General features: G+C 72.3%; 25 protein-coding genes. 18 read left to right on the top strand and 7 right to left on the bottom strand.

Annotated features, from left to right (window positions below; all coding sequences use genetic code 11):
* Positions 1-26: 26 nt before the first annotated feature.
* The 3 genes from VSH64_RS15060 to VSH64_RS15050 all read right to left on the bottom strand — a co-directional run bounded on the left by VSH64_RS15060 (position 27) and on the right by VSH64_RS15050 (position 3,282).
* The gene (locus VSH64_RS15060) at positions 27-959 is read right to left on the bottom strand and encodes a citrate/2-methylcitrate synthase (RefSeq protein ID WP_326836220.1); all 933 of its coding nucleotides are present in this window, start codon (positions 957-959) and stop codon (positions 27-29) included.
* Positions 960-1,086: 127 nt separating this feature from the next.
* On the bottom strand, positions 1,087-2,322 hold the full coding sequence (locus VSH64_RS15055; protein ID WP_326836219.1) for a CaiB/BaiF CoA transferase family protein: 1,236 nt from the start codon (positions 2,320-2,322) through the stop codon (positions 1,087-1,089).
* A gap of 141 nt (positions 2,323-2,463) precedes the next feature.
* A complete protein-coding gene (locus VSH64_RS15050) occupies positions 2,464-3,282 on the bottom strand; it encodes an IclR family transcriptional regulator domain-containing protein (protein ID WP_326836218.1) in 819 nt (272 codons plus the stop codon).
* A 227-nt stretch (positions 3,283-3,509) separates the two neighbouring features.
* Between VSH64_RS15050 and VSH64_RS15045 the strand changes: the two genes are divergently transcribed.
* The 5 genes from VSH64_RS15045 (at position 3,510) to VSH64_RS15025 (ending at position 10,909) form a co-directional block, all read left to right on the top strand.
* Complete coding sequence (locus VSH64_RS15045) at positions 3,510-4,946, top strand: amidohydrolase family protein (protein ID WP_326836217.1); 1,437 nt, start codon at positions 3,510-3,512, stop codon at positions 4,944-4,946.
* Positions 4,947-5,027: 81 nt separating this feature from the next.
* Complete coding sequence (ligD, locus tag VSH64_RS15040) at positions 5,028-6,020, top strand: non-homologous end-joining DNA ligase (protein WP_326836216.1); 993 nt, start codon at positions 5,028-5,030, stop codon at positions 6,018-6,020.
* Positions 6,021-6,666: 646 nt separating this feature from the next.
* Positions 6,667-7,365, top strand: a complete 699-nt coding sequence (locus tag VSH64_RS15035; protein ID WP_326836215.1) for a hypothetical protein — start codon at positions 6,667-6,669, stop codon at positions 7,363-7,365.
* A 19-nt stretch (positions 7,366-7,384) separates the two neighbouring features.
* Entirely contained in the window at positions 7,385-9,523 is a 2,139-nt protein-coding gene (locus VSH64_RS15030; protein WP_326836214.1) for a bifunctional lysylphosphatidylglycerol flippase/synthetase MprF, read from the top strand.
* Positions 9,524-9,595: 72 nt separating this feature from the next.
* Positions 9,596-10,909 carry an MFS transporter gene (locus VSH64_RS15025; RefSeq protein WP_326836213.1) on the top strand — a complete coding sequence of 438 codons (1,314 nt, stop codon included), beginning with the start codon at positions 9,596-9,598 and terminating at the stop codon, positions 10,907-10,909.
* A gap of 4 nt (positions 10,910-10,913) precedes the next feature.
* On the opposite strand, the gene VSH64_RS15020 is transcribed toward VSH64_RS15025, so the two are convergent.
* The 4 genes from VSH64_RS15020 to VSH64_RS15005 form a co-directional block, all read right to left on the bottom strand.
* Positions 10,914-11,168 carry a hypothetical protein gene (locus VSH64_RS15020; protein ID WP_326836212.1) on the bottom strand — a complete coding sequence of 85 codons (255 nt, stop codon included), beginning with the start codon at positions 11,166-11,168 and terminating at the stop codon, positions 10,914-10,916.
* Between the two features lie 62 nt (positions 11,169-11,230).
* On the bottom strand, positions 11,231-13,576 hold the full coding sequence (locus tag VSH64_RS15015) for an aerobic carbon-monoxide dehydrogenase large subunit (RefSeq protein WP_326836211.1): 2,346 nt from the start codon (positions 13,574-13,576) through the stop codon (positions 11,231-11,233).
* Positions 13,573-14,046 carry a (2Fe-2S)-binding protein gene (locus tag VSH64_RS15010; RefSeq protein WP_326836210.1) on the bottom strand — a complete coding sequence of 158 codons (474 nt, stop codon included), beginning with the start codon at positions 14,044-14,046 and terminating at the stop codon, positions 13,573-13,575. The genes VSH64_RS15015 and VSH64_RS15010 overlap by 4 nt, the downstream gene beginning before the upstream one ends.
* On the bottom strand, positions 14,031-14,909 hold the full coding sequence (locus tag VSH64_RS15005) for an FAD binding domain-containing protein (RefSeq protein ID WP_326836209.1): 879 nt from the start codon (positions 14,907-14,909) through the stop codon (positions 14,031-14,033). Before VSH64_RS15005 ends, VSH64_RS15010 begins: the two co-directional genes overlap by 16 nt.
* Positions 14,910-15,109: 200 nt before the next feature.
* On the opposite strand from VSH64_RS15005, the gene VSH64_RS15000 reads away from it, so the two are divergent.
* From VSH64_RS15000 to VSH64_RS14940, 13 genes are all read left to right on the top strand, one after another.
* On the top strand, positions 15,110-15,346 hold the full coding sequence (locus tag VSH64_RS15000; protein WP_326836208.1) for a hypothetical protein: 237 nt from the start codon (positions 15,110-15,112) through the stop codon (positions 15,344-15,346).
* A 10-nt stretch (positions 15,347-15,356) separates the two neighbouring features.
* Entirely contained in the window at positions 15,357-16,223 is an 867-nt protein-coding gene (locus VSH64_RS14995; protein ID WP_326836207.1) for an FAD binding domain-containing protein, read from the top strand.
* Positions 16,220-16,738 carry a (2Fe-2S)-binding protein gene (locus VSH64_RS14990; protein WP_326836206.1) on the top strand — a complete coding sequence of 173 codons (519 nt, stop codon included), beginning with the start codon at positions 16,220-16,222 and terminating at the stop codon, positions 16,736-16,738. Before VSH64_RS14995 ends, VSH64_RS14990 begins: the two co-directional genes overlap by 4 nt.
* A 10-nt stretch (positions 16,739-16,748) precedes the next feature.
* A complete protein-coding gene (locus tag VSH64_RS14985) occupies positions 16,749-19,145 on the top strand; it encodes an aerobic carbon-monoxide dehydrogenase large subunit (protein WP_326836205.1) in 2,397 nt (798 codons plus the stop codon).
* A 23-nt stretch (positions 19,146-19,168) separates the two neighbouring features.
* The gene (locus tag VSH64_RS14980; protein WP_326836204.1) at positions 19,169-20,116 is read left to right on the top strand and encodes an XdhC family protein; all 948 of its coding nucleotides are present in this window, start codon (positions 19,169-19,171) and stop codon (positions 20,114-20,116) included.
* On the top strand, positions 20,110-20,694 hold the full coding sequence (locus tag VSH64_RS14975; protein WP_326836203.1) for an SRPBCC family protein: 585 nt from the start codon (positions 20,110-20,112) through the stop codon (positions 20,692-20,694). Before VSH64_RS14980 ends, VSH64_RS14975 begins: the two co-directional genes overlap by 7 nt.
* A 10-nt stretch (positions 20,695-20,704) precedes the next feature.
* Positions 20,705-20,959 (top strand): hypothetical protein, encoded by a 255-nt coding sequence (locus VSH64_RS14970; protein ID WP_326836202.1) that lies wholly within the window; start codon positions 20,705-20,707, stop codon positions 20,957-20,959.
* A 13-nt stretch (positions 20,960-20,972) separates the two neighbouring features.
* The gene (locus VSH64_RS14965) at positions 20,973-21,200 is read left to right on the top strand and encodes a hypothetical protein (protein ID WP_326836201.1); all 228 of its coding nucleotides are present in this window, start codon (positions 20,973-20,975) and stop codon (positions 21,198-21,200) included.
* Positions 21,201-21,213: 13 nt separating this feature from the next.
* Positions 21,214-21,456 carry a hypothetical protein gene (locus VSH64_RS14960; protein WP_326836200.1) on the top strand — a complete coding sequence of 81 codons (243 nt, stop codon included), beginning with the start codon at positions 21,214-21,216 and terminating at the stop codon, positions 21,454-21,456.
* A 3-nt stretch (positions 21,457-21,459) separates the two neighbouring features.
* The gene (locus VSH64_RS14955; RefSeq protein WP_326836199.1) at positions 21,460-21,729 is read left to right on the top strand and encodes a hypothetical protein; all 270 of its coding nucleotides are present in this window, start codon (positions 21,460-21,462) and stop codon (positions 21,727-21,729) included.
* Complete coding sequence (locus VSH64_RS14950; protein WP_326836198.1) at positions 21,726-22,085, top strand: hypothetical protein; 360 nt, start codon at positions 21,726-21,728, stop codon at positions 22,083-22,085. Before VSH64_RS14955 ends, VSH64_RS14950 begins: the two co-directional genes overlap by 4 nt.
* A 236-nt stretch (positions 22,086-22,321) precedes the next feature.
* Complete coding sequence (locus VSH64_RS14945) at positions 22,322-23,761, top strand: cytochrome ubiquinol oxidase subunit I (protein ID WP_326836197.1); 1,440 nt, start codon at positions 22,322-22,324, stop codon at positions 23,759-23,761.
* Positions 23,758-24,789 carry a cytochrome d ubiquinol oxidase subunit II gene (locus tag VSH64_RS14940; RefSeq protein WP_326836196.1) on the top strand — a complete coding sequence of 344 codons (1,032 nt, stop codon included), beginning with the start codon at positions 23,758-23,760 and terminating at the stop codon, positions 24,787-24,789. The genes VSH64_RS14945 and VSH64_RS14940 overlap by 4 nt, the downstream gene beginning before the upstream one ends.
* Positions 24,790-24,806: the final 17 nt, after the last annotated feature.

The raw sequence follows: 24,806 nt of genomic DNA, 5'->3' as shown, positions 1-24,806 counted from the left end.
CGGGAATGGCAATCAGCAATCAGTGATCAGTGATCCGGGGTGTACGGGTCCGGCGCGACGGGCCGGTTGTTCAGGTCTACCGCGAGGAAGATGTCGTTGCCCACGGGGTGGCGCAGTTCCTCGGCGAGCTGCCCGATGAGTCCGGCCGTGCGGGCCAGCAGGGCAAACCCGCGCAGCAGCTCCAGCGGCAGCCCCAGATCCGCGAGCGCGGCGCCGCAGACGCCGGCGCCGTTGAGCGGCAGGGTTTTGCCGAGCACCTGCGGGTGCACGCGGCCGATCGCGGTGAACAGCTCGAGGTGCGGCCCGACGAGACCCTCTTCGGCGGCGATCTCCAGCAGCCGCGGGGTGCGCGGGTCGCCTTGCTTGTGCACGTGGTGGCCGAGGCCGGGGATGAATTCGCCGGCCGCGCGGCGGGCGCGCACGGTTTCGAGGGCGAGGGCGTCCCAGCCGGCGTCGTCGGTCGGCAGACCGGCCGGCAGACCACCCGATTGACCAGTGCCCGGACGAGTGGACGGACCGGCAGACGTACCAGCGGGGTGAGCCGCGGGCTGGGCTTCGGTGGGCTGGGTTTCGGTGGGCACGTCGGTAGCCGATGCCGCAGCGGAGGTGAGCACGCCGTGCAGGAAGCGGCCGCAGTCCTCGGTCACGCCGAGGAACCGCGAGCCGCCGCCGAGCAGGCCGGCGGCGAGCGCGCCCTGGATCGAATCCGGCGCGCTGAGGTAGGTGAGCCGGGTGACGATGGCGGTCGGGGTGAAGCCGTGGTCGGCCAGTGCGGCGAGCACGGCCTCGAACACGCGGGTCTCGCCCGGTGTCGGCCGGCGCTGCGTCGCGAGCCAGAACGCCAGCTCGCCGAAGCCGACCTTGCCCATCACGTCCTGGGCCAAGTCCTGGCCCAGCAGGGTGATCTTGTCGAGGGACGACGCGCCGAGCGCCGTTTCGTAGACCGGCGGCTCGCTCACTCGGTGTCCTCTCGCGCTGTACTTGGCGCTGTGCCCGGCGGTGTGTCGGATGGGTGGTCGGCCAGGGCGTCGGGCTGGGTGTCGGACCGTGAGCCCGGCGGGGCTTCGCGCGCGCCGGCCGGCGGTGTCACCGGCTGCCCCGGCGGCTGTCCGACCCGACACCCGGCCGGCTGTCCGGCCGGGTGTCGGGCCCGGTGTCCCGGGGCCCGGTCAGCCAGGCGCGCAGTTCTTCGCCGTGCTCGTCGAGCTCGGGCGGCGGCAGCCGGTACGCCGCGGGTGTGGCCGAGAGCCGCAGCGGGTGCCGGGTGGTGGGCACCGCGCGGTCGCCTTCGCCGACTTCGACCACGGGGTCGAGGCCGAAGCGTTCGGCCATCGCGAAGCCGCCGTCGATCGTCTGGATGGGACCGCACGGCACGCCTTCCGCCGTGAGCGCTTCGAACCAGTCCACGGCGCCGCGGGTCGCGAGGCGTTCGGTGAGCAGCGGGCGCAGCTCTTCGCGGTTCTTCGTGCGGTCGGCGTTGTGGGCGAAGCGAGGGTCGACGGCGACGTCGGGGATGCCGAGGACGTCGCAGAGTTTGCGGAACTGGCCGTCGTTGGCGGCGGCGACGATGAGGTCGTCGTCGGCGGTCGGCAGAGGCTCGTACGGAAAGACACTGGGGTGTGCGTTGCCCATCCGGTACGGCACCACGCCGCCGGCCGCGTAGGCGGAGCTGTGGTTGACCAGCCCGGTGAGCGCCGAGGACAGCAGGTTGACCTCCACGAGCTGGCCCGCGCCGGTGGCGTCGCGGTGGCGCAGCGCGGCGAGGATGCCGATCACGGCGTGGTTGCCGGCCATCACGTCGAACACGGAGATGCCGGCGCGGTACGGCGGGCCGTCGGGATCGCCGGTGAGGCTCATGAGGCCGGAGATGGCCTGCACCATGAGGTCGTAGCCGGGCACATGACTGCCGGCGCCCGAGCCGAAGCCGGTGATCGAGGCGTAGACCAGGCCGGGGTTGAGGGCGTGGACGGTGGCGTAGTCGAGGCCGTACTTGGCGAGGCCGCCGGGTTTGAAGTTCTCGATGAGCACGTCGGCGCGGGCGGCGAGTTCGCGGCCGAGCGCGGCGTCGGCCTCGTCGCGCAGGTCGAGGGCGATCGAGCGCTTGCCGCGGTTCACGCCGAGGTAGTAGGTGGACGTCTCGCCGCGGACCGGCGGCATCCAGGTGCGGGTCTCGTCGCCCTGCGGGCCCTCGACCTTCACGACCTCGGCGCCGAGGTCGGCGAGCAGCATCGTGGCGTACGGGCCGGCCAGCACCCGCGAGAAGTCCGCCACCAGCAGCCCCGACAGCGGGCCGGGGCCCGCTCCCGCGGGGGAGTCGTCCATGTCGGGTCTCTCCGTGCTTCCGTGAAGGTGTCCGTCAGTCGGACCAGTGTCCGCACCCGTGAGTCTGCGCTTGACCCGGCACGCCGGTCAAGGCGGGGTCGGGACGCGGGTTCAGGACACCGGGTTGAGGACCGGCGGGGTTCAGGAGACCGAGGGAATCGCCGCCGCCGCGACGTGCGGCACGTCCTGCAGGCGCGCGAAGTCCGCGCTGATGTCGCCCGCGGCCTGCAGCAGCAGCGGCAGGTGGTGGCCCACCAGGCGGTCGACGGGGGTCTCGGCGGCGTGGCAGTTCACGTTCACGCTCGCGATCACGCGGCCGGCACCGTCGCGCAGCGGGGCGGCGACGGAGCGGATGCCGAGGGTGAGCTGCTCGTCGGTGAGCGCCCAGCCGCGGGCGCGGACCTCGCGCAGCTCGGCGTCGCGCTCGGCGTGGTCGGGCTGCCAGCGCGGCACGAGACCGGACCGGGTCGGCTGCGCGAGCGTGGTCTCGAGCTCGTCCGGCGGCAGCGCGGCGAGCAGGACTTTCCCGAGCGACGTCGGCAAGGCCGGGAAGCGCGTGCCGATCTGCACGGCCAGCGACACGATCTTCGGCACGGAAACCCGGGCCACGTAGACGATGTCGGAGCCGTCGAGCTGGGCGATCGAGCAGGACTCGTTCGTCTGCGCCACGAGCTTCTCCAGGTGCGGGCGCGCGATGTCCCACAGGCCCATCGACCGGACGTAGGCGACACCGAGTTCGAGGACTCGGGGGGTGAGGGCGTAGCCGCGCTCGGCGGTGCGCACGTAGCCGAGTTCTTCGAGCGTGAGCAGGATCCGCCGAGCGGTGGGGCGGGCCAGGTTGGTGGCGGTCGCGACCTCGGCGAGGGTCATCACCGGCTGGTTCGGCCGGTACGCGGCGATCACTTCGAGCCCCCGGGCGAGCGCCTCGATGAAGTCCGGACCGGTTCCCTCGCGTGGCATGGCACGTCCTCCTCGGGGCCTGGCGGGCACGGCGTCCTGCGCAGCGTATCCGCTTCGTGTCCGCGAGCCGGACAGCAACGACCGGCCTCGGGCGGCGGTGGGCGTCGACCGGGCATTGACAGGGCCCGCGGGGTGCGTAAGGGTGGCTGCACCCCACTGGTTGTCCGTCAAGCGGACGAGTGTACGCGCCGGGGTCGGGGTGGCCCGGGCGTGGAAGAGAGGCAGCCATGAGCGAGCCCACCGGCCGGCCGGTCGTCCTGCGCGGCGGCACCGTGCTGACCGTCGACGCCACCCGTCGCGTGCTGCCGGGGCACGACGTGCTGGTGGTCGGCGACACCATCGCCGCCGTCGGCCCGGAACTCGCCGTGCCCGAGGGCACCGAGGAGATCGACGCGACCGACGGCATCGTGATGCCCGGGATGATCGACACGCACCGGCACATGTGGCAGACGGCGATGCGCGGCTACGGCGCCGACTGGACGCTCACGCAGTACTTCGTGTGGTACTACCTCGACCACGGCCGCACGTTCCGCCCGGCCGACGTGTACGCCGGCAACCTGCTGTCCGCCGTGGAAGCGCTCGACGCGGGCGTGACGACCACAGTGGACTGGTCGCACGGGCTGCAGACCACCGAGCACGCAGACGCGGCCGTCGACGCGCTGCAGGCCGTGCCGGGCCGCTTCGTGCTGGCGTACGGCAACATCCAGGATTCGCCGGCGAACTGGACCGCCACGCCGGAGTTCCGCGACTTCGTGGCGCGCCGCATGACCGGCGACCCGATGCTGGGCTTCCAGCTCGCCTTCGACGTGACGGGCGACCCGGCGTTCCCGGAGAAGCCCGCGTTCGAGGTGGCGCGGGAGCTCGGTGTGCCGGTGACCACCCACGCCGGCGTGTGGGGCGCGACCGGCGACGACGGCATCCGGCTGATGCACGACCACGGGTTCATGACCCCCGAGACGATCTACGTGCACGGCGCTTCGCTCTCGGCCGACTCCTACCACCGGATCGCCGCGACGGGCGGTTCGGTGTCGGTGTCCACGGAGAGCGAGCAGAGCGCGGGCCAGGGTTACCCGCCCACCTGGGCGCTGCGCTCGCACGGCATCCCGGTGTCGCTGTCGATGGACACGTCGGTGTGGTGGAGCGGCGACCTGTTCTCGGCGATGCGCACCACACTCGGCGCCGACCGCTCGCGCGAGCACTTCGAGGCGCACGCGAAGGGCGACACCGTGACGCACGCCGCGCTGCGCGCCGACCAGGTGGTGGAGTGGGCCACGCTCGGCGGCGCGCGGGCGCTCGGGCGGGCCGACGAGCTCGGCAGCGTGGAGGTGGGCAAGAAGGCCGACCTGGTGCTGGTGAAGAATGACCACTCGCCCGTGTCGTTCCCGCTGCTCAACCCCCACGGGCACATCGCGTTCCAGGCCCAGCGCGGCGACGTGCACACCGTGCTGGTCGACGGCCGCGTGGTGAAGCGCGACGGCCGGCTGGTGGACGTGGACCTGGCGGCGGTGCGGCGCACGGTGGAGCAGACGGTGGACCACCTGCGCGCGCAGCTCGGCGAGGAGGCGTGGGCGCAGGGGATGAACCCGGACGTGCCCGAGGCGAAGGTGCTCGACAACCCCTACACCTACACCGACTACCAGAGCGGCAGCACGCACGGCGGGTGACTCCTTTGTGGACGTCCTGAGCGCGATCGCCGGGTTGGACCTACGGTGGAGCGCGGGGGACCGTCGAGGTGGGAGGCGCGCATGGCCGGTGGTGCCGATCGGTCGCGGGTGCCGGCCGCGATCGACCCGATGCTCGCGACCCCCGACGGCGGCGTGCTGCGCGACGGCCCGGACTACGCGTACGAGTTCAAGTGGGACGGCTACCGCTCGATCATGCGCGTGGCCGCCGACGGCACGACCGTGTTGACCAGCCGCAACAACAACGACTTCACCGCCCGCTTCCCCGAGCTCACCGACGTGCTCGGCAACGCGCTCGGCGGCCGCCCCGTCGTGCTCGACGGCGAGATCGTGGCCCTCGACGAGCAGGGCCACCCGGACTTCGGCCTGCTGCAGAACCACGACGCCGCCGTGGCGTACTTCGCGTTCGACATCCTGCAACTCGGCTCCGACCGGCTGCTGGACGCCACCTACGACGAACGCCGCGCCGTGCTGGAGTCGATCGAGCCCCCCGACCGCCGCACGGTGGCCATCACGCCCTCCTACAGCCACACCGACCTCTCGGCGCAGGGGATGAGCCCGCAGGACCTGCTGGACGTCGCGCGGAAGATGATGCTCGAAGGCGTGGTGGTGAAGGCGCGCGCCTCGAAGTACCACCCCGGCCGCCGCAGCCCGGACTGGCTGAAACACCCCCTGATCCGCACCACGGAAGTCATCCTCGGCGGCTGGCGCCCCGGCCAGGGCCGCCGCGCGGGCACCCTGGGTGCGTTGCTGCTCGGTGCCCATGACCCGGTTTCGGGTGACCTGCTGTATCTGGGAGATGTGGGGACGGGGTTCACGGAGCAGATGCTCATCGATCTGCGTTCGACGCTGGCGCCGTTGGAGCGGTCGGTGAACCCGTTCGCGAACGAGGTGCCGAGGGATCGGGCGCGGGGGGCGCACTGGCTGGCGCCGTCGTTGGTGGGTGAGGTGGTTTATCGCCGCCTGACTCCGGGTGACGGGCGGTTGCGGCATACGGCTTGGCGGGGGTTGAGGCCGGATCGGAAACCGGGTGAGGTGAAGGTTCCCGCGGAGTGACAACGGGTTGGCCGGCTGCGACCGGCCCGGGCCACACTGCGGGCGTGTCCCCAGGGCGAGTGGGTTTCCGCGCGAGCGCGAGAGTTCGCCGCGCTGCGCGGACGGTGCGTGGAATCCTGGCACCCCGCCTCTGGCCCGCTCGCAAATCCTCGACCACCGCCAGGTCGGGTCACGCGTCCTGGTAGGTGCCCACACTCAGCGAGCCGCCCTCCACCAGGGTCCCGTCGGCGATCGGGTTTTTCACCGCCGCGGCGTGTGGCGGCTGCCCCTCGGCGCTGGTGTTCGGGCCCGGCGGTGGGACGCCGGGTGTCGCCGGTGGGCTCGGCGAGGCCGGCTTGCGCTGCTGAGTCCGATGTGGACTATCTGAGGTAAAGCGGTGGAACAGCACGGAATCCTTCGGCTCCGCCGCACCGAAAGTGGTCGCGGACGAACCGGGCCGCCGGGCGCACCGGTGACCCGCCGCCGCGGTCCGGACCGCGGCGCGGGCCGTGCTCCGGACGTCTGCGCGGGGCGGCCGGGTCGTCCGCCGAGGGGGCGCGAAGCCGTCGGTGCTGCCCGATAACGGGGTTACCATCCGGTTCACGCTCGTCTCGCCGGAGCACCCAGGAACGCGGGCGGGATCTGTCTTCGAGCCGGGGAGGCGCCGATGACCACCATCCAGCCGCAGCGGCGCAGTCCGGCGCGGATCGCCGTGATCGTGATCTCGGTGGTCGTGCTGGTGATCGGGGTGTGCCTGGCCGTGGGGGGCGGGGTGTTGCTGCTGGTGTTCGGGTCGGGTGGGTCGCTGAAGTCGGGGACGCACGCGGTCAGCACGCCGACCGCCGCCGTGGTCACCGACACCGCGCAGATCACCGACACGAGCCGGCTCACGCGGGCGTTGGGGGATCCGTCGGTGAGTGTGCACGCGTCCGGCGGGAACGGGTCCGGGCTGTTCATCGGGATCGGGCCCGCGGCGGACGTCGACCGGTACCTGACCGGCGTGGCGATCGAGCAGGCGCGCGACTTCAACCTGGACCCGTTCGCGCTGGACGCGGTGCGGCGGGACGGCACGGCGCTGGCCAGCCCGCCGGCGACGCAGCCGTTCTGGGTCGCTTCCGGGGCGACGGACGTGACCTGGCCGATCACCGACGGTGACTACCGCGCGGTGGTGATGAACGCCGACGGCACGCCCGGCGTGGACTCGCGCCTGGCCGTGGACCTGAACCTGCCGGGGCTGTTCGGCTACGCACTGTGGTTCTTCATCGCGGGCCTGGTGCTGATGGCGGCGGCCATCGTCGCGCTCGCGCTCGGCCGGCCGCGGAACCGGGCACCGATGTCGCCCGCGCCCGCCCCGCCGCGGTACTGACGCGGCCGGGGCGGCGACGATGGCCGAGCACAGCGTGAAGCAGACCGCTTCCCTCGAACACCCGAGAACCGCCGAACTCCTCGGCCGCACGCGCTCGATGGCGCTGGTGGCGTGGCGGCGCGCGCCGTTCACCACGGTCGTGGTGGTGGCGATGGTGGTGCTGGGCATCGCGACCGGCACGCTGTGGAGCGCCGTGGAATCACGCGATTGGTTCCCGCAGGTGTCCTACGGCATGCCCTCGCTCACGGCCGGCCGTTGGTGGACGTTCCTCACCGGGCCGTTCTTCGCGCTCAACCCGCTCTTCTACGTGCCGGTGGCCGGCGGTTTCGCGCTGCTCGTGGGCCCGGCCGAGGCGCGGCTGGGCACGCGCCGCACGGCCGCGATCGCCGTCGGCGCGCAGCTGGTCGCCACGCTCGGCGCGGCGCTGATCCTGCTGGCGCTGCGCGGCACCGGCTGGGAGTGGGCGGTGCAGCTCGGCCAGCGCACCGACGTGGGGTTCTCCGCGGGCGCGCTGGCCGTGGTCGCGGTGGTGAGCGCGACCATCCGTTCGCCGTGGCGCCTGCGGTTGCGGGCGCTGCTGTGCGTGTACGTCGGCGTGTCGATCCTCTACATCGGCACGCTCGCCGACCTGGAACACCTGCTCGCCGTGGGCCTCACGCTGCCGCTGGCCCGCCGCCTGGCCGGGCCGAAACGAATCCGCTCCACCGGCCGCCCGACCCGGCGGGAGTGGCGGCTGCTCGCCGTGACCGGCCTGGTCGTGGCCGGAGCCGTGCAGATCGTGGTGCGGATCGCGCCCGGCACGAGCCCGCTCGGCTCCACGGCGGGCCAGGCCGATTCCGTGCCGGAGCTGGCCATCGTGCTCGTGGTGATCGCGCTGATGATCAACGGCCTGCGGCGCGGCAAACGCGCGGCCTGGCGGTGGGCCGTGGGGCTCGCCTCGCTGATCGTGGCGCTCGGCGTGGTGATCGCGGTGGTCGTGCTCGTCGCCGAGGTCTTCGGGCTGGCCTACACGATCGAAAACGCGTCGTTCCTCGTCGCCGACGCCGTGCTCTGGGGAGCCATGCTCACGCTGCTCATCGCGGCCCGCGGTGCGTTCCGCGTGCCGTCGAGGCGCAAGCGGCGGCGCGCGCTGGGCTCGCGTGACGTCGACGGCGCCACCGAACTGCTGCAACGCCACGGCGGCGGCACGCTCTCGTGGATGACCGTGTGGCCGGAGAACTTCCACTTCTTCGGTCCCGACGGCGAGTCCTACCTCGCCTACCGCCGCCACGCCGGCGTGGCCATCGCGCTCGGCGACCCGATCGGCCCCGAGTCCGGGCGCGCGGCCACGATCACCGCGTTCGCCGAGCTGTGCGACAACTCGGGCCTGGTGCCGTGCCTGTTCTCGGTCACCGACACCACCACCGACGTCACGGGCTCGCTCGGCTGGGCGCGCGTGCAGGTCGCCGAGGACACGCTGGTGGACCTCGAAGACCTGGAGTTCCGCGGTAAGTCCTGGCAGAACGTGCGCTCGGCGCTCAACCGCGCGGTGAAGGAGAACGTGACCTTCCGCCTGGTCACGCTCGCCGACGAGCCGTGGTCGCTCGTGGCGCAGGTGCGGGCGATCTCCGAGGAGTGGGTGGGGGACAAGGGAATGCCCGAGATGGGCTTCACGCTCGGCGGCGTGGACGAGGCCCTCGACCCGCGCTGCCGGGTCGGCCTGGCCGTCGACGCCGGCGGCGTGGTGCAGGGCGTCACGTCGTGGCTGCCGGTGTACCGCGGCGACGGCGAGGTCGAGGGCTGGACGCTCGACGTGATGCGCCGCCGCGGCGACGGGTTCCGGCCCGTGGTCGAGTTCCTCATCGCCTCGAGCTGCCAGGCGTTCCGCGCGGAGGGCGCGCGGTTCGTGTCGCTCTCGGGCGCGCCGCTGGCCCGCGCGCCGGAAGCACCGCCCGCCGCGCCGCTCGAACGGCTGCTCGACTCGTTCGGCGGGGCGATGGAGCCGTATTACGGGTTCCGCTCGCTGCACGCGTTCAAGACGAAGTTCAAGCCGCGCTACGTGCCGATGTACCTCGCCTACCGCGAGGAAGCCGACCTGCCGCGGATCGGCGTCGCGCTGGCTCGGGCGTATCTGCCGGACGCTTCGCTGGGCTCGTTGGTCAAGATCGGGAAGACCTGACGAGACCTACGGACATTCCGGCGACTTCTGACCGTTCCCCCTCCGACCTGCGCGCACTATGCTCGCCGGTCGATGATCAACAGGGGAGAGGACGGCATGGCCGAGCAGGTCCTGGTGCGCGGCGAGCACGTGCGCCGAGTCGCGGTGGCGAGCGCGATCGGCACGACGATCGAGTGGTACGACTACTTCATCTACAGCACGGCGACCGCGCTGGTGTTCAACAGACTCTTCTTCCCGTCGCTGTCCCCGGCCGCCGGCACGCTGGCGGCCTTCGCGACGCTCGGGGTCGGGTTCGTCGCGCGGCCGCTCGGCGGGATCGTGTGGGGCCACTTCGGCGACCGGGTGGGGCGCAAGGCGATGCTCGTCGCGTCGCTGGTCCTGATGGGCCTCGCGACCGCGGCGGTCGGCGTGCTGCCGACATTCGCGACGGCCGGGGTCGCCGCACCGGTGCTGCTGGTGGTGCTGCGCGTGCTGCAGGGCATCTCGGCCGGCGGCGAGTGGGGCGGGGCGGCGCTGATGGCCGTCGAACACGCCCCGCCCGGGCGGCGCGGACGCTACGGCTCGTTCTCGCAGATCGGCGTGCCGGCCGGGCTGATCATCGCGCAGCTGGTGTTCTTCACGGTCACCAACTCGCTGTCCTCGGAGGACTTCCGGTCGTGGGGCTGGCGGGTGCCGTTCCTGGTCAGCCTCGTGCTCGTGGTCGTCGGGCTGGTGATCCGGCTGCGCGTGGAGGAGAGCCCGGTGTTCGCCCGGCTGCGCGCGTCCGGTGAACGCAGCCGCCTGCCGATCGCCGACGTGCTGCGGCGCCGCCCGCGCGCGGTCCTGGTGGCGGCGCTGAGCTTCATCGCCAACACGGCGCTGGGCTACGTGTTCTTCGCCTACCTGCTGTCGTACGGCACTTCCGTGCTCAAGCTGAGCAGCACCACGATGCTCGTGGAGATCATCGTCGGCAGCGTGGTGTGGCTCGTGAGCATCATCGCGGGCGCGATCTGGTCCGACCGCGTCGGGCGAAAACGGGTGTACCTCGTGGGTTCGGTGCTGCTGGTCGTGTGGTCGATCCCGTTCTTCCTGCTCGTGGACACGCGTCAGCCGTGGCTGCTGGGCCTCGCGGTGGTCGTGCTGAACCTCGGCCTCGGCGCGACGTACGGGCCGCAGTCGGCGTTGTTCGCGGAGCTGTTCGAGCCCCGGTATCGCTACAGCGGCGCGTCTTTCGCGTACGCCGTGGGCGCGGTGCTGGGCGGCGGCTTCGCACCCCTGATCGCGACGGCGCTGCAGACGTCCACGGGGACGTCGTTGTCGGTGTCGCTGTACATGGTGGCGGTGGCGTTGATCAGTCTGGGCGCGGTGCTCGCGTTCCCGAAGACCACCACAGTCACCGAGGACTGAGGACTCAAGCCGCGGAGTCCAGGCCCAGCGCCTGAGCCCCCGCCGGGGTCAGCTCCGCCGGCACCCACTCGCCCGGCCCGACCGGCCGCGCCGGCCGGACCAGGCCCGCATGCGTGAGGCCGTGCGCGGTGGCCTGGTCCGAACAGAGCAGCCCGTCCACGCGCAGGTCGGGTTCGCTGCCGGCGCCGAGTTCGGCCCGGCCGGCCGCGATGGCGCGCAGCAGGGCGAGCGCCCGGCCGTTGGGCGGGGTCGTGGTCATGGCGGTCCTTTCCGCGTTCCCTCACCCGGGACACGGATTGGCGGGCGGTGCGGTTCAACGGGTCAGGAAATCGCCAGGTCGGCGCGCAGGGGCGTGCCCCGCATCGCGCGCCAGACTGCGGCCGGCGTCAAGGGCATGTCGGCGTGGACGACACCGAAGGGCGCCAGGGCGTCGACCACGGCGTTGACCACGGCGGCGGGCGAGCCGACGGTGGCGGATTCGCCGATGCCCTTCGCGCCGATCGGGTGGTGCGGAGAGGGCGTCACGGTCTCGCCGAGCTCCCAGGACGGGCACTCCAGCGCCGTGGGCAGGAGGTAGTCCATGAACGAGCCGCCGAGGTGGTTGCCGTCGGTGTCGAAGGCCATGAGTTCCATCAGCGCCATGCCGATGCCGTCGGCGAGGCCGCGGTGCACCTGGCCCGCGACGATCATCGGGTTGATCCGCACGCCGCAGTCGTCCACGGCGACGAAGCGGCGCACACGCACCTGGCCGGTGTCGGCGTCGACGTCGACCACGCAGAGGTACGCGCCGAAGGGATACGTGAGGTTCGGCGGGCTGTACACGGTGCTGGCGTCGAGCCGGCCCTCGACACCGTCGGGCAGGGCCAGGTCGGAGTGGGCGGCCAGGGCGATCTCGCGGATCGTGTGACCGCGGCCGGGCACGCCGCGCACGAACCAGCGCCCGCGCTCCCACTCGAGGTCGTCCGGGCTCACCTCGAGCATCGCGGAGGCGACCTGCCGCGCACGTTCGCGCACCTTCCGGGCCACGGTGACCGCGGCCGCGCCGGACACCGGCGTGGAGCGCGACCCGTAGGTGCCCAGGCCGAACGGAGTGTGGTCGGTGTCGCCCTGCACGACCTCGACCTCGTCGGGCGGGATGCCCAGCTCGGCCGACACGAGCTGCGCGAACGTGGTCTCGTGGCCCTGGCCCTGCGACATGCACGAGAGGCGCAGCACGGCCGAGCCGGTGGGGTGCACGCGCAGCTCGGCGCCGTCGGCCATGCCGAAGCCGAGGATGTCCATGTGCTCGCGCGGGCCGGCGCCCACGGCCTCGGTGAAGAAGCTCAGCCCGAGGCCCATGAGCTCGCCGCGGGCGCGCTTCTCGGCCTGTTCTCGCCGCAGCTCGTCGTAGCCCGCGAGCTCCTTCAGCAGGGTCAGCGCCCGCGGGTAGTCACCCGAGTCGTACTGCCACCCGGTGGCGCACGTGTAGGGGAACTGCTCGGGCCGCAGCAGGTTGCGCATCCGCAGCTGCGCCGGATCCAGCCCCAGCTCGCGCGCGAGCACGTCCATCATCCGCTCGACCACGTACACGGCCTCGGTGATCCGGAACGAGCACGCGTACGCGACCCCGCCCGGCGCCTTGTTCGTGTACACGCCGGTGACCGCGCAGAACGCGGCCGGCAGGTCGTAGGAGCCGGTGAACACGTGGAAGAACCCGGCCGGGAACTTCGCGGGCTGCGCGGTGCCGTTGAACGCGCCGTGATCGGCGAGCACCCGCACGCGCAGCCCCAGCAGCTTGCCTTCGCGCGTCGCCGCGATCTCGCCGCTCATGTGGTAATCGCGGGCGAACGACGTGCTCATCAGGTTTTCGGAGCGGTCCTCGGTCCACTTCACCGGCCGGCCGGTGACCATGGAGCCCACCACGGCGCACAGGTATCCGGGGTACATCCCGACCTTGTTGCCGAACCCGCCGCCGATGTCGGGCGCGATGATGCGGATCCGGTGCTCCGGCAGGCCGGTGATCCGCGAGTACAGGATCCGGTGCGCGTGCGGCGCCTGCGCGGTGGCCCACACCGTGAGCTTGCCGGTGATCGCGTCGACGTCGGCCACCGCGCCGCACGTCTCCAGCGGCGCCGGGTGCACGCGCGGGTAGAGCATGTCCTGCCGCGCCACCACGTCCGCCTTCGCGAACGCGGCCTCGGTCGCGGCTTCGTCGCCGGAGCACCAGTCGAACACGTGGTTGTCGGCCTTGCCGAGGTCGTCGCGGATCACCTCGGCGCCGGGCGCGAGCGCGGCCCGCGCGTCGACGACCACCGGGAGCGGCTCGTACTCGACGTCGATCAGCTCCAGCGCGTCCCTTGCCGCATAACGGTTTTCGGCGATGACGAACGCGACCTCCTGGCCCTGGAACCGCACCTTGTCGGTGGCCAGCACGGCCTGCACGTCGTGCGAGAGCGTCGGCATCCACGCCATCCCGCGCTCGGCGAGATCCGCCCCGGTGAGCACCGCGCGCACCTTCGGGTGCGCCTGCGCCGCGCTCGTGTCCACGGACACCAGGCGCGCGTGGGCGTGCGGGCTGCGCAGGATCGCCGCGTGCAGCATGCCGGGCAGCACCAGGTCGTCGACGAACGTGGCGGCCCCGCGCACGAACCGCGCGTCTTCCTTGCGCGGCAACGAGCCATAGGTCATGCCGGTGCTCCGTCCGGGTGCTCGGCCGCCCAGCGGACGGAGCGGACGATGTTCTCGTAGCCGGTGCAGCGGCACAGCTGCCCGGAGATCGCCTCGCGGATCACGGCTTCGCTCGGGTCGGGGTCGTGGTTGAGCAGCCAGCGCGCGGTCATCAGCATGCCCGGCGTGCAGAACCCGCACTGGATCCCATGGCACGCCACGAATCCCTGCTGCACGGGGTCGAGCGCGCCGCCGTGGCCGAGGTCCTCGACGGTGCGCACGCGCTTGCCGTCGGCCATCGCGGCCAGCACGGTGCACGACTTGACCGGCACGTCGTCGAGCCACACCACACAGGTGCCGCAATTGGACGTGTCGCAGCCCCAGTGCGTGCCGGTGAGCCCGAGGTCGTCGCGCAGCAGGTGCACGAGCAGCAGGCGCGGCTCGATCGTGCGGCGGTGGGGTTCGCCGTTCACCGTCACCGTGATGTCCACGCCCGGGTCCTTTCCGCCGCCCGGTGCAACGCCCGGGTGGTGAGCGTGGCCACGAGGTGGCGTTTGTAGTCCACCGGCCCGCGCTGATCGGCGGTGGGCCGGCAGTGCTCGGCCGCGATGACACCCGCCTTCTCGAAGCGTTCCGCCGACGCGGCCCCGCCCCGCAGGAAGTCCTCGGCCTCCTCCGCCACGAACCGCGCCGCGCCGACCGCGGTGAGCCCGATGCCGGCCTCGGCCACGGCGGCACCGTCGAGCACCAGCGCCGCCCCGGCGGCCGCCACCGCCCAGTCACCCGCCCGCCGGCCGACCTTCGCGTACGCGCTCCCGCCGCCTGCCAGGATCGGCAGCCGCAGCTCCACCAGCAGCTCGGCGGGACCCACGACCGTGCTGTACGGGCCGGTGAAAAACTCGCGCACGGGCACGGTGCGCGTGCTGTCTTCACCGCGGATCACGGCGTTGGCGTGCACGGCCGAGAACGCGGCGGAGAGGTCCTCGGACGGATCGGCCTGGCACAGCGACCCGCCGATGGTGCCGCGATTGCGCACGATCGGGTCGGCGATCACGCGCTCGGCGTCGGCCAGGATCGGGAACAGCGCGCCGGCCTCGGCGGAGGCGAGCAGCTCCGCGTGCCGCACGAGCGCGCCCACGCGCAACTCGCCGCCGTCGACCTCGATGCCGGACAGCTCGGTGAGCTCGTTGACGTCGATCAGCGCTTCGGGCCGGGCCAGGCGGAGCTTCATCATCGGGATCAGGCTGTGCCCGCCCGCGATCACGCGGCTTTCCGGGCCGTAGCGGGCCAGCAGCGCCAGCGCGTGCTCGACGCTCGTGGCCCGCTCGTACTCGAACTGCGCCGGCACCTGCATGACGCTCGATGGTCCTCGGCGCGCGGGCGCGGGGCAACCGCGGATTAACCGATGGCCTAATCCGCGCGCCCGCTCCGGCGGCGCCCGTTCCGCGCCAGGTCGGCGCGGGGTTAAGCAAAGGGTTAATCGCGGATTGTCGCGTTGCCGGGCCGGGGGCAGCATTTCCCGCAGCTGACCGACGGCGGAAGCAGGTGCGCGTGATGCGGATCGAATCCGACGGGCACAGCCGCGGCAACCCCCGGCTGTTCGAGCTCGTGGAGGACGCACCGAAAGAAGGGCCCGGGCCGACCGTGTGGGCGTGGCCGGAGCTCGTGGACTTCCTCAAGGTCGCGGGCCGGCCGGTCGCCGGGCCGTGGCCGCCGCACCAGCGGCCGCGGCCCGAGCCCGACGAGGACACGCTGCCCACGGCCGTGGCCGAACCTCCCGAGAACGGCTGAGGAGGCCCGCGTGTACCCGTCCCGGTTCCGCTACGAAGCGCCCCGCTCCCTGGCCGAGGCGCTCGAACTGCTGCGCGGCGACGGCGACGAGGCCAAGGTGCTGGCCGGCGGCCAGAGCCTGGTGCCGCTGATGAAGCTGCGCTTCGCCGCGCCGGCGCTCGTCGTCGACCTCAACACCGTGCCCGGCCTCGCCCACCACGAGCTCGACGCCGAGGGCAACCTCCACGTCGGTGCCCTGTGCCGCCACGCCGACCTCGAACGCTCGCAGCTGCTCAAGGCCACGCAGCCGACCATGGCCGCGGCCGCGCCGCTTATCGCCGACCCCATCGTGCGCAACCGCGGCACGCTGGTGGGTTCGCTGTGCCACGCCGATCCGCAGGGCGACTGGGCCTCGGTGGTCCTCGCGCTCGACGGCCGGATCGTGGCCGAGGGCCCGGCCGGGCGGCGCAGCATCGCGGCGCGCGACTTCGTGCTCGGCCCGTTCCAGAACGCGCTGGCGCCGGACGAGATCGCCGTGGAGGCCGTGATTCCCGCACCGCGCGGCACGCCGGCGGGCGGCTACCTGAAGCTCGAACGCCGGGTCGGCGACTTCGCCACGGTGGGCGTCGCCGTGGCGGTGGAGACCCAGGCCGGCACCGTCACGCGCGCCGGCATCGCGCTCACCGGCGTGGGCGGCTCGACGATCGAAGCGGCCGACGCCGAGCAGGCGCTCGTGGGTGGCGCGCTCACGCCCGAGCGCGTGGCGGAGGCGGCCGAGCTGGCGGCCGCGGCGGCGCGCCCGAAGACCGACCACCGCGGCACGGCGGAGTTCAAGCGGCACCTGGTGCGCACGTTCGTGGTGCGCGCGCTGCGCGAAACCGGGGAGGAAGCGGCATGACGACCGTCCACGAGATCCACGAGGAGACCACCGGCGACGTCCCGATCCGCCGGATCACGGTCACGGTCAACGGCGAGCGCCGCGTGGTCGAGTGCGAACCGCGGCTGCTGCTCGCGCACTTGCTGCGCCAGGGACTGCGTCTCACGGGCACGCACCTGGGCTGCGACACCACCAACTGCGGCGCGTGCACCGTGCTCGTCGACGGACGCGCGGTGAAGTCGTGCACGATGCTCGCGGTGCAGGCCGACGGGCACGAGGTCACCACCGTCGAGGGGCTGGCCACGGCGAGCGAGCTGCACCCGCTGCAGGAGGGCTTCCGCGAGGAACACGGCCTGCAGTGCGGGTTCTGCACGCCGGGGATGATGCTCTCGGCCAAGGCGCTGCTCGACGAGAACCCGGATCCGTCCGAAGAGGACGTCCGCTGGGCGCTGTCGGGAAACCTGTGCCGGTGCACGGGGTACCAGAACATCGTGAAGTCGGTGCTGTGGGCCGCCGCGAAGCTGCGGTCCGAATAGGAGGCTCGACGTGTCGCAAACGGTGGACGAGAGCAAGATCGGCGGGCTCGGCGTGAGCCGCAAGCGCGTGGAGGACAACCGGTTCATCCGCGGGCGCGGCAACTACACCGACGACATCGTGCTGCCCGGCATGCTGCACCTGGAGATCCTGCGCAGCCCGCTGGCGCACGCGCGGATCAAGTCGATCGACACCAGCCGCGCGTGGGAGATCCCGGGCGTGCGGCTCGTGCTCACCGGCGAGATGGCCGCCACCCGCAACCTCGCGTGGATGCCCACGCTCTCCTACGACACCCAGGCCGTGCTCGCCACCGACAAGGTGCGCTTCCAGGGCCAGGAAGTGGCGTGCGTGGTCGCCGACGACCCGTACATCGCCAAGGACGCGTGCGAGGCCATCGACGTGGAGTACGAGCCGCTGCCGGTAGTCGTGAACCCCGAGCAGGCCGTGGCCGAGGACGCGCCGCTGATCCGCGACGACAAGGCGGGCCAGACCGACAACGTGGTGTACCGCTGGGAGGTCGGCGACCCCGCCGGCACCGACGCGGCGTTCGAGAAGGCCGACGTGGTCTCGAAGCTGCGCCTGCACTACCCGCGCTCGCACCCGTCGCCGATCGAGTGCTGCGGGTCGGTCGCGGACTTCGACCGCGCGACGAACAAGCTCACCGTGTACATGACCACGCAGGCGCCGCACATCATCCGCGCCGCCGTGGCGATGGTGGCGGAGCTGCCCGAGCACCTGATCCGGATCATCTCGCCGGACATCGGCGGCGGGTTCGGCAACAAGGTGCCGGTGTACCCCGGTTACGTCTGCTCGATCCTGTGCTCGATCCTGCTGGAACGGCCCGTGAAGTGGATCGAGGACAAGACCGGCAACCTGATCTCCACCGGCTTCGCGCGCGACATGTACCTCGACGGCGAGCTGGCCCTGCGGGCCGACGGCAAGATCCTCGGCGTCCGCATGCACGCCGAGGCCGACCACGGCGCGTTCTTCGCCGACGCGCAGCCCAGCAAGTTCAAGATCGGGTTGCTGCACTCCACGTTCGCCTGCTACGACGTGCCGGCCGCGCACCTCACCGCGCGCGGCACCTACACCAACAAGGCGCCCGGCGGCGTCGCCTACCGCTGCTCGTTCCGCGTGACCGAGGCGATGTTCTTCCAGGAACGCATGGTGCACCAGGCCGCGAAGGACCTCGGGCTCGACCCGGCGGAGTTCCGGCGGCGCAACTTCGTGCGGGCCGAGGACTTCCCGCACCGCACGCCGTTCGGGTTCCTCGTGGACTCCGGCCAGCCGCAGGCGTGCCTCGACGTGGGCCTGCGCGCCGTCGGGTACGAGGATTTCTTGCGGCAGAAGGAAGAAGCGCGCAAGCGCGGTCGACGCCTGGGCATCGGCATCTCCACGATGACCGAGCCGCTCGGCGCCGGCAACAGCCGCGAGTACGACATCCTCGGCATCAAGATGTTCGACTCGGCCGAGCTGCGCGTGCACATGACCGGCAAGGCGATCCTGCGGGTCGGGGCCAAGAGCCAGGGGCAGGGCCACGAGACCACGTGGGCCCAGATCGTGAGCCACGAGCTGGGGATCCCGGCGGACGACGTGACGGTGGAAGAGGGCGACACCGACACCGCGCCGTTCGGCATGGGCACCTACGCCTCCCGCAGCACGCCGGTCGCGGGCGCGGCGATCTCCCTGGTGTCGCGCAAGATCCGGGCGAAGGCGCGCAAGCTCGCGGCGCACCTGCTCGAAGTGTCCGAAGAGGACCTCGAATGGGAACTCGGCCGCTTCTCCGTGCGCGGGGTGCCCGAGCACGGCGTGACGATCCAGGAGTGCGCGATGGCCGCGTACGGCAACATGCCCGACGGCATGGAGCCCGGGCTGGAGAACCACGCCTACTACGACCCGCCCAACCTGACCTGGCCGTTCGCGGTCTACATCGTGACGGTGGAGGTCGATCCCGAGACGGGCGTGTGGGATGTGCTGAACACGGTGGCCGTGGACGACTGCGGCGTGCGCATCAACCCCATGATCGTGGAGGGCCAGATCATGGGCGGGCTCACCGAGGCGTACGCGATGGCGAACATGCAGTTCATCACCTTCGACGCCGAGGGCAACTGCGTCGGGTCGAACTACATGGACTACCTGCTGCCCACCGCGTGGGAGACACCGGGGTTCGAGCTGCACAGCGAGGTCGTCACGCCCTCGCCGCACCACCCGATCGGCGCCAAGGGCGTGGGCGAGTGCGCCGCGGTCGGCGGCCCGGCGGCCTTCGTGAACGCGGTGCTGGACGCGCTCGACGACACCGGCGTGCGCAACATCGACATGCCGTTGCTGCCCGATCGCGTGTGGGAAGCCCTCACCCGGCGCCACGACGTGTCGGGCGCGCCGCCGGTGCGCACGGACGAGCAGGGGTGAGCGCGGTGGCCGAGGTTCCCCGGATGTCCTCAGTGGACTCACCCGACGGGTGGGAGATCCTCGAGCAGGCCGGTGAGCTGGCCCGCCGCGGCGAGGCGTTCGCGCTCGCGACGGTGGTGTGGCGCCAGGGCCCGTCGTCGGGCAAGCAGGGCTGCCGCGCGATCATCACGGCCGAGGGACAGCTGCGCGGGTGGATCGGGGGCGCGTGTGCCGAGCCGGCCGTGATCCGCGAGGCCCGGCAGGCGCTCGTCGAAGGCACCCCGCGGCTGCTGCTGCTCGGTTCGCCCGAGCAGTTCGGCGGAGGCGTGCCCGAGGGGATGACCGTGGTGCCGATCTCGTGCCAGAGCGAGGGCGCGCTGGAGGTCTACCTCGAACCGGTGGCACCCGTGCCACACCTGGTCGTGGTGGGGCGCTCGCCGATGGCGCACACGCTGGTGGCGCTGGCCGACGCGCTCGGCTGGCGCACCGGGCTCGTGGAGCATCCCGGAACGGACACGGCGCTGGACACGGTGACGGAGCGGTCGTTCGTGGTCGTGGCGACGCAGGGCCACCACGACGAGGAGGCGGTGGAGCGGGCGCTGGCCGCGCGGCCGGCGTACGTGGGGCTGGTCGGCTCGCGCCGCCGCGGGGCGGGCGTGCTCGGCTACCTCGCCGAGCGGGGCGTGGCGGCCGACGCGCTGGCGCGCGTGCAGGTGCCGGCCGGACTGGACCTCGGCAGCGTCGCGCATCGCGAGATCGCGGTGGCGATCCTGGCCGAGCTCGTGCGGATCCGCGCGGCCCGCGGGGTGCCGCCCGCGGCGGCCCTGCCTGAGCTGCCGGCCGAGGTCGTGGACCCGGTGTGCGGGATGACCGTGGAGGTCGACGATCCCGTGCCGTTCGAGGGCCGGGACTACAGCTTCTGCTGCGCCGGCTGCCGGGCCGCGTTCCTGCGTGATCCCCGTGCGTACGCGAAAAAGGAGAGCCGATGCTGATCCGCAACCGGTTCGAGGTCGCCCAGCCCGTGGACAAGGTCTGGCGGTTCTTCGACGACGTGCCGGCGGTGGCCGCGTGCCTGCCCGGCGCGGAGCTGACCGAGGACCTCGGTGACGAGCGCTACCGCGGCCTGGTGGGCATCCGCATGGGCCCGGTGTCCCTGCGGTTCGACGGCCTCGCGGCGATCACCGAACGCGATGAGGACGCACGGCGCATCGTGGTCGACGCGAGCGGCGCCGACGAACGCGGGCGCGGCCAGGCCGCGATGATCGTCACGGCCACGCTGGCCCGCGCCGCCACCGGCACCCGGGTCGACGTGGACCAGGACCTGCAGGTCTCCGGCGCCGCCGCGCAGTACGGGCGCGGCATGATCGCCGACGTCTCCGCGGTGCTGATGCGAGAGTTCGCCACGAACCTGCAGGACGCCATCGCGCGCGCCGAGCGCGGCGACACCACGGCGGCGCGCCACGCGGCGGCCCCGGCCCGCGGGTTCACCCTCGGCCTTCGCGCGACGCTGATGGCCCTCACACGCGTGTTCCGCCGGTTCTTCCTGCCCTATCCGAGCACTCCGGCCTGAGGAGGCAACCGTGGTCCTGTGGTGGATCGGCAACGCTCTGCTGCTGTTCGTGGTGCTGCCCGTGGTGATCGCCCTGCTCAACCGCGTGCTGGCCGCGCTGGAACGGATCCGCGCCGCGGCCGACGACGTCCTCGTGGGCGGCGTGCGCCTGGCCGGGCAGCTCGAACCCGTGCCGGCGGCGCTCGCCCGCACCGACCGCACCATCGACGAAGTGGCCGTCGGCGCGACCCGCTACGCGGGCAGCGTCGCGAAGCTGCTGGGCTGAAAGGAGTTCCGCCATGCCTGCCGCCGCCTGGGCCACCTTGGCCATCAGCGCGCTGATCATCCTCTTCGCCGCCGTCGGCCTGCTCCGCGTGATCCTGCACCTGCGCCACGTCCGCCGGACCCTCGGCAGCGTGCTGGGCGGCGTGCGCGTGATCGCGGACGAAACCGCCCCCGTACCCGGCGCACTGGGTTCGGTCAACGCCCACCTCAAGCCGGTGCGCGACTTCTGCGAGTCGGTGTGAAGGGGGACTGGTCGTGACCACGGGCTGGATCATCGGATTTTCCGTCGGCGGCGCGATCGTCGTGGTCGTGGTGCTGCTCGTGCTGCCGATCCTGGTGCTCGCGCGCTCCATCGGCCGCGCCGCCCCGCTGATCAACGGCGAGCTGGTGGCGGCCGAACGCCACACCGCCGCGTTGAGCGAACTGCGCACCACCATCGACCACGCCGAGGTCATCACCGCCGGCCTCCGGCGCGGTCGCGCCCGGTTGGGAGGCTGACCGATGTCGAACGACGCGCTCTGGTGGATCGCCATCGCCGCGGGGTTCGTGGTGATCCTCGTGGTGGTGGCGTTGCTGAGCCTGCTCATCCGCTACGTCAAGGAGATCGACCACCGCGTGGCCGACGTCCGCGACACCCTGCACGGCGCCGAGACCAACACCCGCGACACCGCGCTGATCCCGCTCACCGCCACCCGCGTCGACGCCGTGCTCGCCGAAGGCCTGCAGCACCACCTGTTCCTCGGCCGGGTGCTCGGAAAGGTGAAATCGTGACCACCACGCTGATCGTGCTGACCGTCGTGGACATCGCCCTGCTCGTGGCGGGCCTCGCGGTGTACCTGTTCTGGGTGGGCACTCTGCTGGCCCGCATCGCGACGAACCTCGAGGACTGCGCCGAAACCGTGCGCCGCATCAACACCCACGCCGAGGCGATCGTGCCGGGCGTCTCCCACATCAACCGCACGGGCGCCGTCGTGGCCGGTGCCCTGCCCCTGCTCTACGGCATGGCGGAGGACATCGTGACCGGCGCGACGTTCACCCCGCCGACCGAGGCCCGCCCCGCCGCACGTCCGGCTTCGGGGACGCGGCGCTCGCGCCTGCACGACGCGGTGGGGTTCGCGCCGTACTGACGGTCCACCTCGACGGTCTGCGCCGACGGTCCGAGTCGACAGTCCTTACTGACGGTCCAGACCGACAGCGCACAGCGACAGTCCGTACTGACCGTCCACACCGGCGGTTCACCGTGGCCGACGTCATCCGCGCGGGGTGATGCCCGCCGGGCGCGGAGCCCGCCAGGGTCGGGGCAGCGCCGCGAACGGCGAACCCGCCGACGGGCCGGTGCACGGGCGAGCGGGCAGGGGTGACCGTGGGCGAGACGCTGACCGTTCTGGCGAGTGCGGCCGCCGTGAACCCCGTGCCCTGGGCGCGTTCGCAGATGGCGTTCACGCTGGGCTTCCACATCATCCTGGTGCCGCTCGGGGTGTCCTGGGCGTTCATGACCCTGATCGCGAACTACCGCGCGGTGCGCCACCACGACCGGGCCGCGCTGGTGCTCGCGCAGCGCTGGTCGAAGTACATGGCCGTGACCTTCGCGGTGGGCGCCGTGACCGGGACCGTGCTGAGCTTCGAGTTCGGCCTGCTCTGGCCGCGGTTCATGGGGACCTGGGGTGAGGCCTTCGGCATCCCGTTCGCGTTCGAAGGGGTCTTCTTCTTCACCGAGGCGATCTTCGTGGCCATCTACATCTTCGGCTGGCGCCGGCTGAAACCGTGGACGCACTTCTGGACCGGGGTGCCGATCGTCCTCGCCGGGGTGTTCGGCTCGGTCTCCGTGGTGGCCGCGAACGCCTGGATGAACGCGCCGTCCGGGTTCACCGCGAACGCGCGCGGCGAGATCATCGACGTCGACCCGGTCAAGGTGATCTTCAACGACGCGATGCCGCTGCAGGCCGCGCACATGGTCGTCGCGGCCTACCTGGTCGGCGGGTTCCTGGTCGCCTCGGTGTACGCGGCCGGGATGCTGCGCGGCCGGACCGACCGCTACCACAAGCTCGGGTTCACCATCGCGTTCACCGTCGCCGCGGTGGCCACGCCGATCCAGATCGGCGTGGGCGACAGCCTGGCGCGCTGGGTCTACGGGAACCAGCCGGTGAAATTCGCCGCGATCGAACTCGTGCCCACGACGTCCTCCGACGTCCCCGAGACGCTGCTCGGCCACCTCAACGCCGACGGCACGGTCACCGGCGGCATCCCGATCCCGGGGCTGGCGTCGTGGCTGTCGAACCCGGGCACCGGGCGTTCGACCGTGGTGCAGGGGCTCGACACCGTGCCGGTCGACGCGCGGCCGACGGTGCTCGAAGCCAACATCGTCCACTTGTCCTGGGACGTGATGGTCGGCCTCGGGACGGCACTGCTCCTGCTGTCGCTCTGGTACGGCGCGGTGTGGCTGTTCCGGCGGCACCTGCCGGCGGGCAAGTGGTTCCTGCGCGCGGCGGCGTGCTCGGGAGTGCTCGCGGTCGTGACGATGGAGGCCGGTTGGGTGGTCACCGAGGTCGGCCGCCAGCCGTGGATCGTCTACAACCTCATGAAGGTCGAGAGCGCGGCGACCGGCAACACCGGCGTCTGGATCACCTTCATCGCCGTGGCCGTGCTGTACGCCGCCCTCGGCGTGACCACCATCGTGGTGCTGCGCTCGATGAGCAGGCGCTTCCGCCGGGCGGGCGGGTTCGTCGACCTCGACACGCCCTACGGGCCGGCGGAGGAACGCGCGCCGGCGAAGACCGCGAAGACCGGGGAGCCCGAGCCGTGAGCACGGCGGTCGCGGCCGTGCTGCTGGTCGCCATCGCGACGTACGCGGTGTTCGGCGGAGCCGACTTCGGCGCCGGTTTCTGGGACCTGACCGCCGGCGGGCCCGAGCGGGGAGCCGCGGCCCGCGACCTGGTGCAGCGGTCGATCGGCCCGGTCTGGGAGGCCAACCACGTGTGGCTCATCTTCATCTTCGTCGTCACCTGGTCGGCTTTCCCGGAGGCGTTCCAGTCGATCACCCTCACCATGTTCGTCCCGCTGGCCCTCGCGGCGTTCGGGATCGTGTTGCGCGGCGCGAGTTTCGCCTTCCGCAAGACGATGGTCACCGTGCGCGTCCGGCGGGCTTTCGGCGGCCTGTTCGCCCTTTCGTCGGTACTGGTGCCGTTCTGCTTCGGCGCGGTCGCGGGTGGCATCGTGTCCGGCCGGGTGCCGGCCGGGGGAGTGGCCGGCGACCCGGTGGGCAGCTGGCTGAACCCGACTTCGCTCGTGACGGGTGGGTTCGCGGTGGTGGCGGCCGCGTACCTGGCGGCGGTGTTCCTCGTGCGGGAGGCGCGGCGGACCGGCGACGCCGGGCTGGCGGGTTATTTCCGCCGCCGCGCCGTGGCCGGCGCTTTGGTCGCGGCCGTGGTCGCCGTGATCGGGTTCGCAGTGCTGAGCTCCTCGGCTCCGCACGTGTTCGACCGGTTGTTCACGTGGGCGCTGCCTGCGGTCGTGCTCAGCGTCCTGGGCGGCTTTGGCGCTTTGCTGCTGCTGGTGCGCGGCGTGGCCCGCGGCGCGCGCGTGCTCGCCGTGGTCGCGGTGGCCTGCGTCATCTTCGGCTGGGGCGTCGCGCAGTGGCCCTACCTCCTGCCGGAGAGCCTCACCGTCGCCGCCGCGGCCGCGCCGACCGGCACGCTGGTCACGTTGCTGATCGCCGGGGGACTGGCGGCGCTGCTCGTCCTGCCCGGGTTCGTGCTGCTGTACGTGCTCGACCAGCGCCGGCTGCTGCCCGAGGAGGGCGTCGCGGACGCCGCGGATCGCGCGGGCGGCTGAGCCGACCGCAATCACCT

This window comes from Amycolatopsis rhabdoformis (genome assembly GCF_035918295.1).
GTDB lineage: Bacteria > Actinomycetota > Actinomycetes > Mycobacteriales > Pseudonocardiaceae > Amycolatopsis > Amycolatopsis rhabdoformis.
Note: the sequence above shows the minus strand (reverse complement) of the source record. Positions and strands in the feature narration are given on the sequence as shown.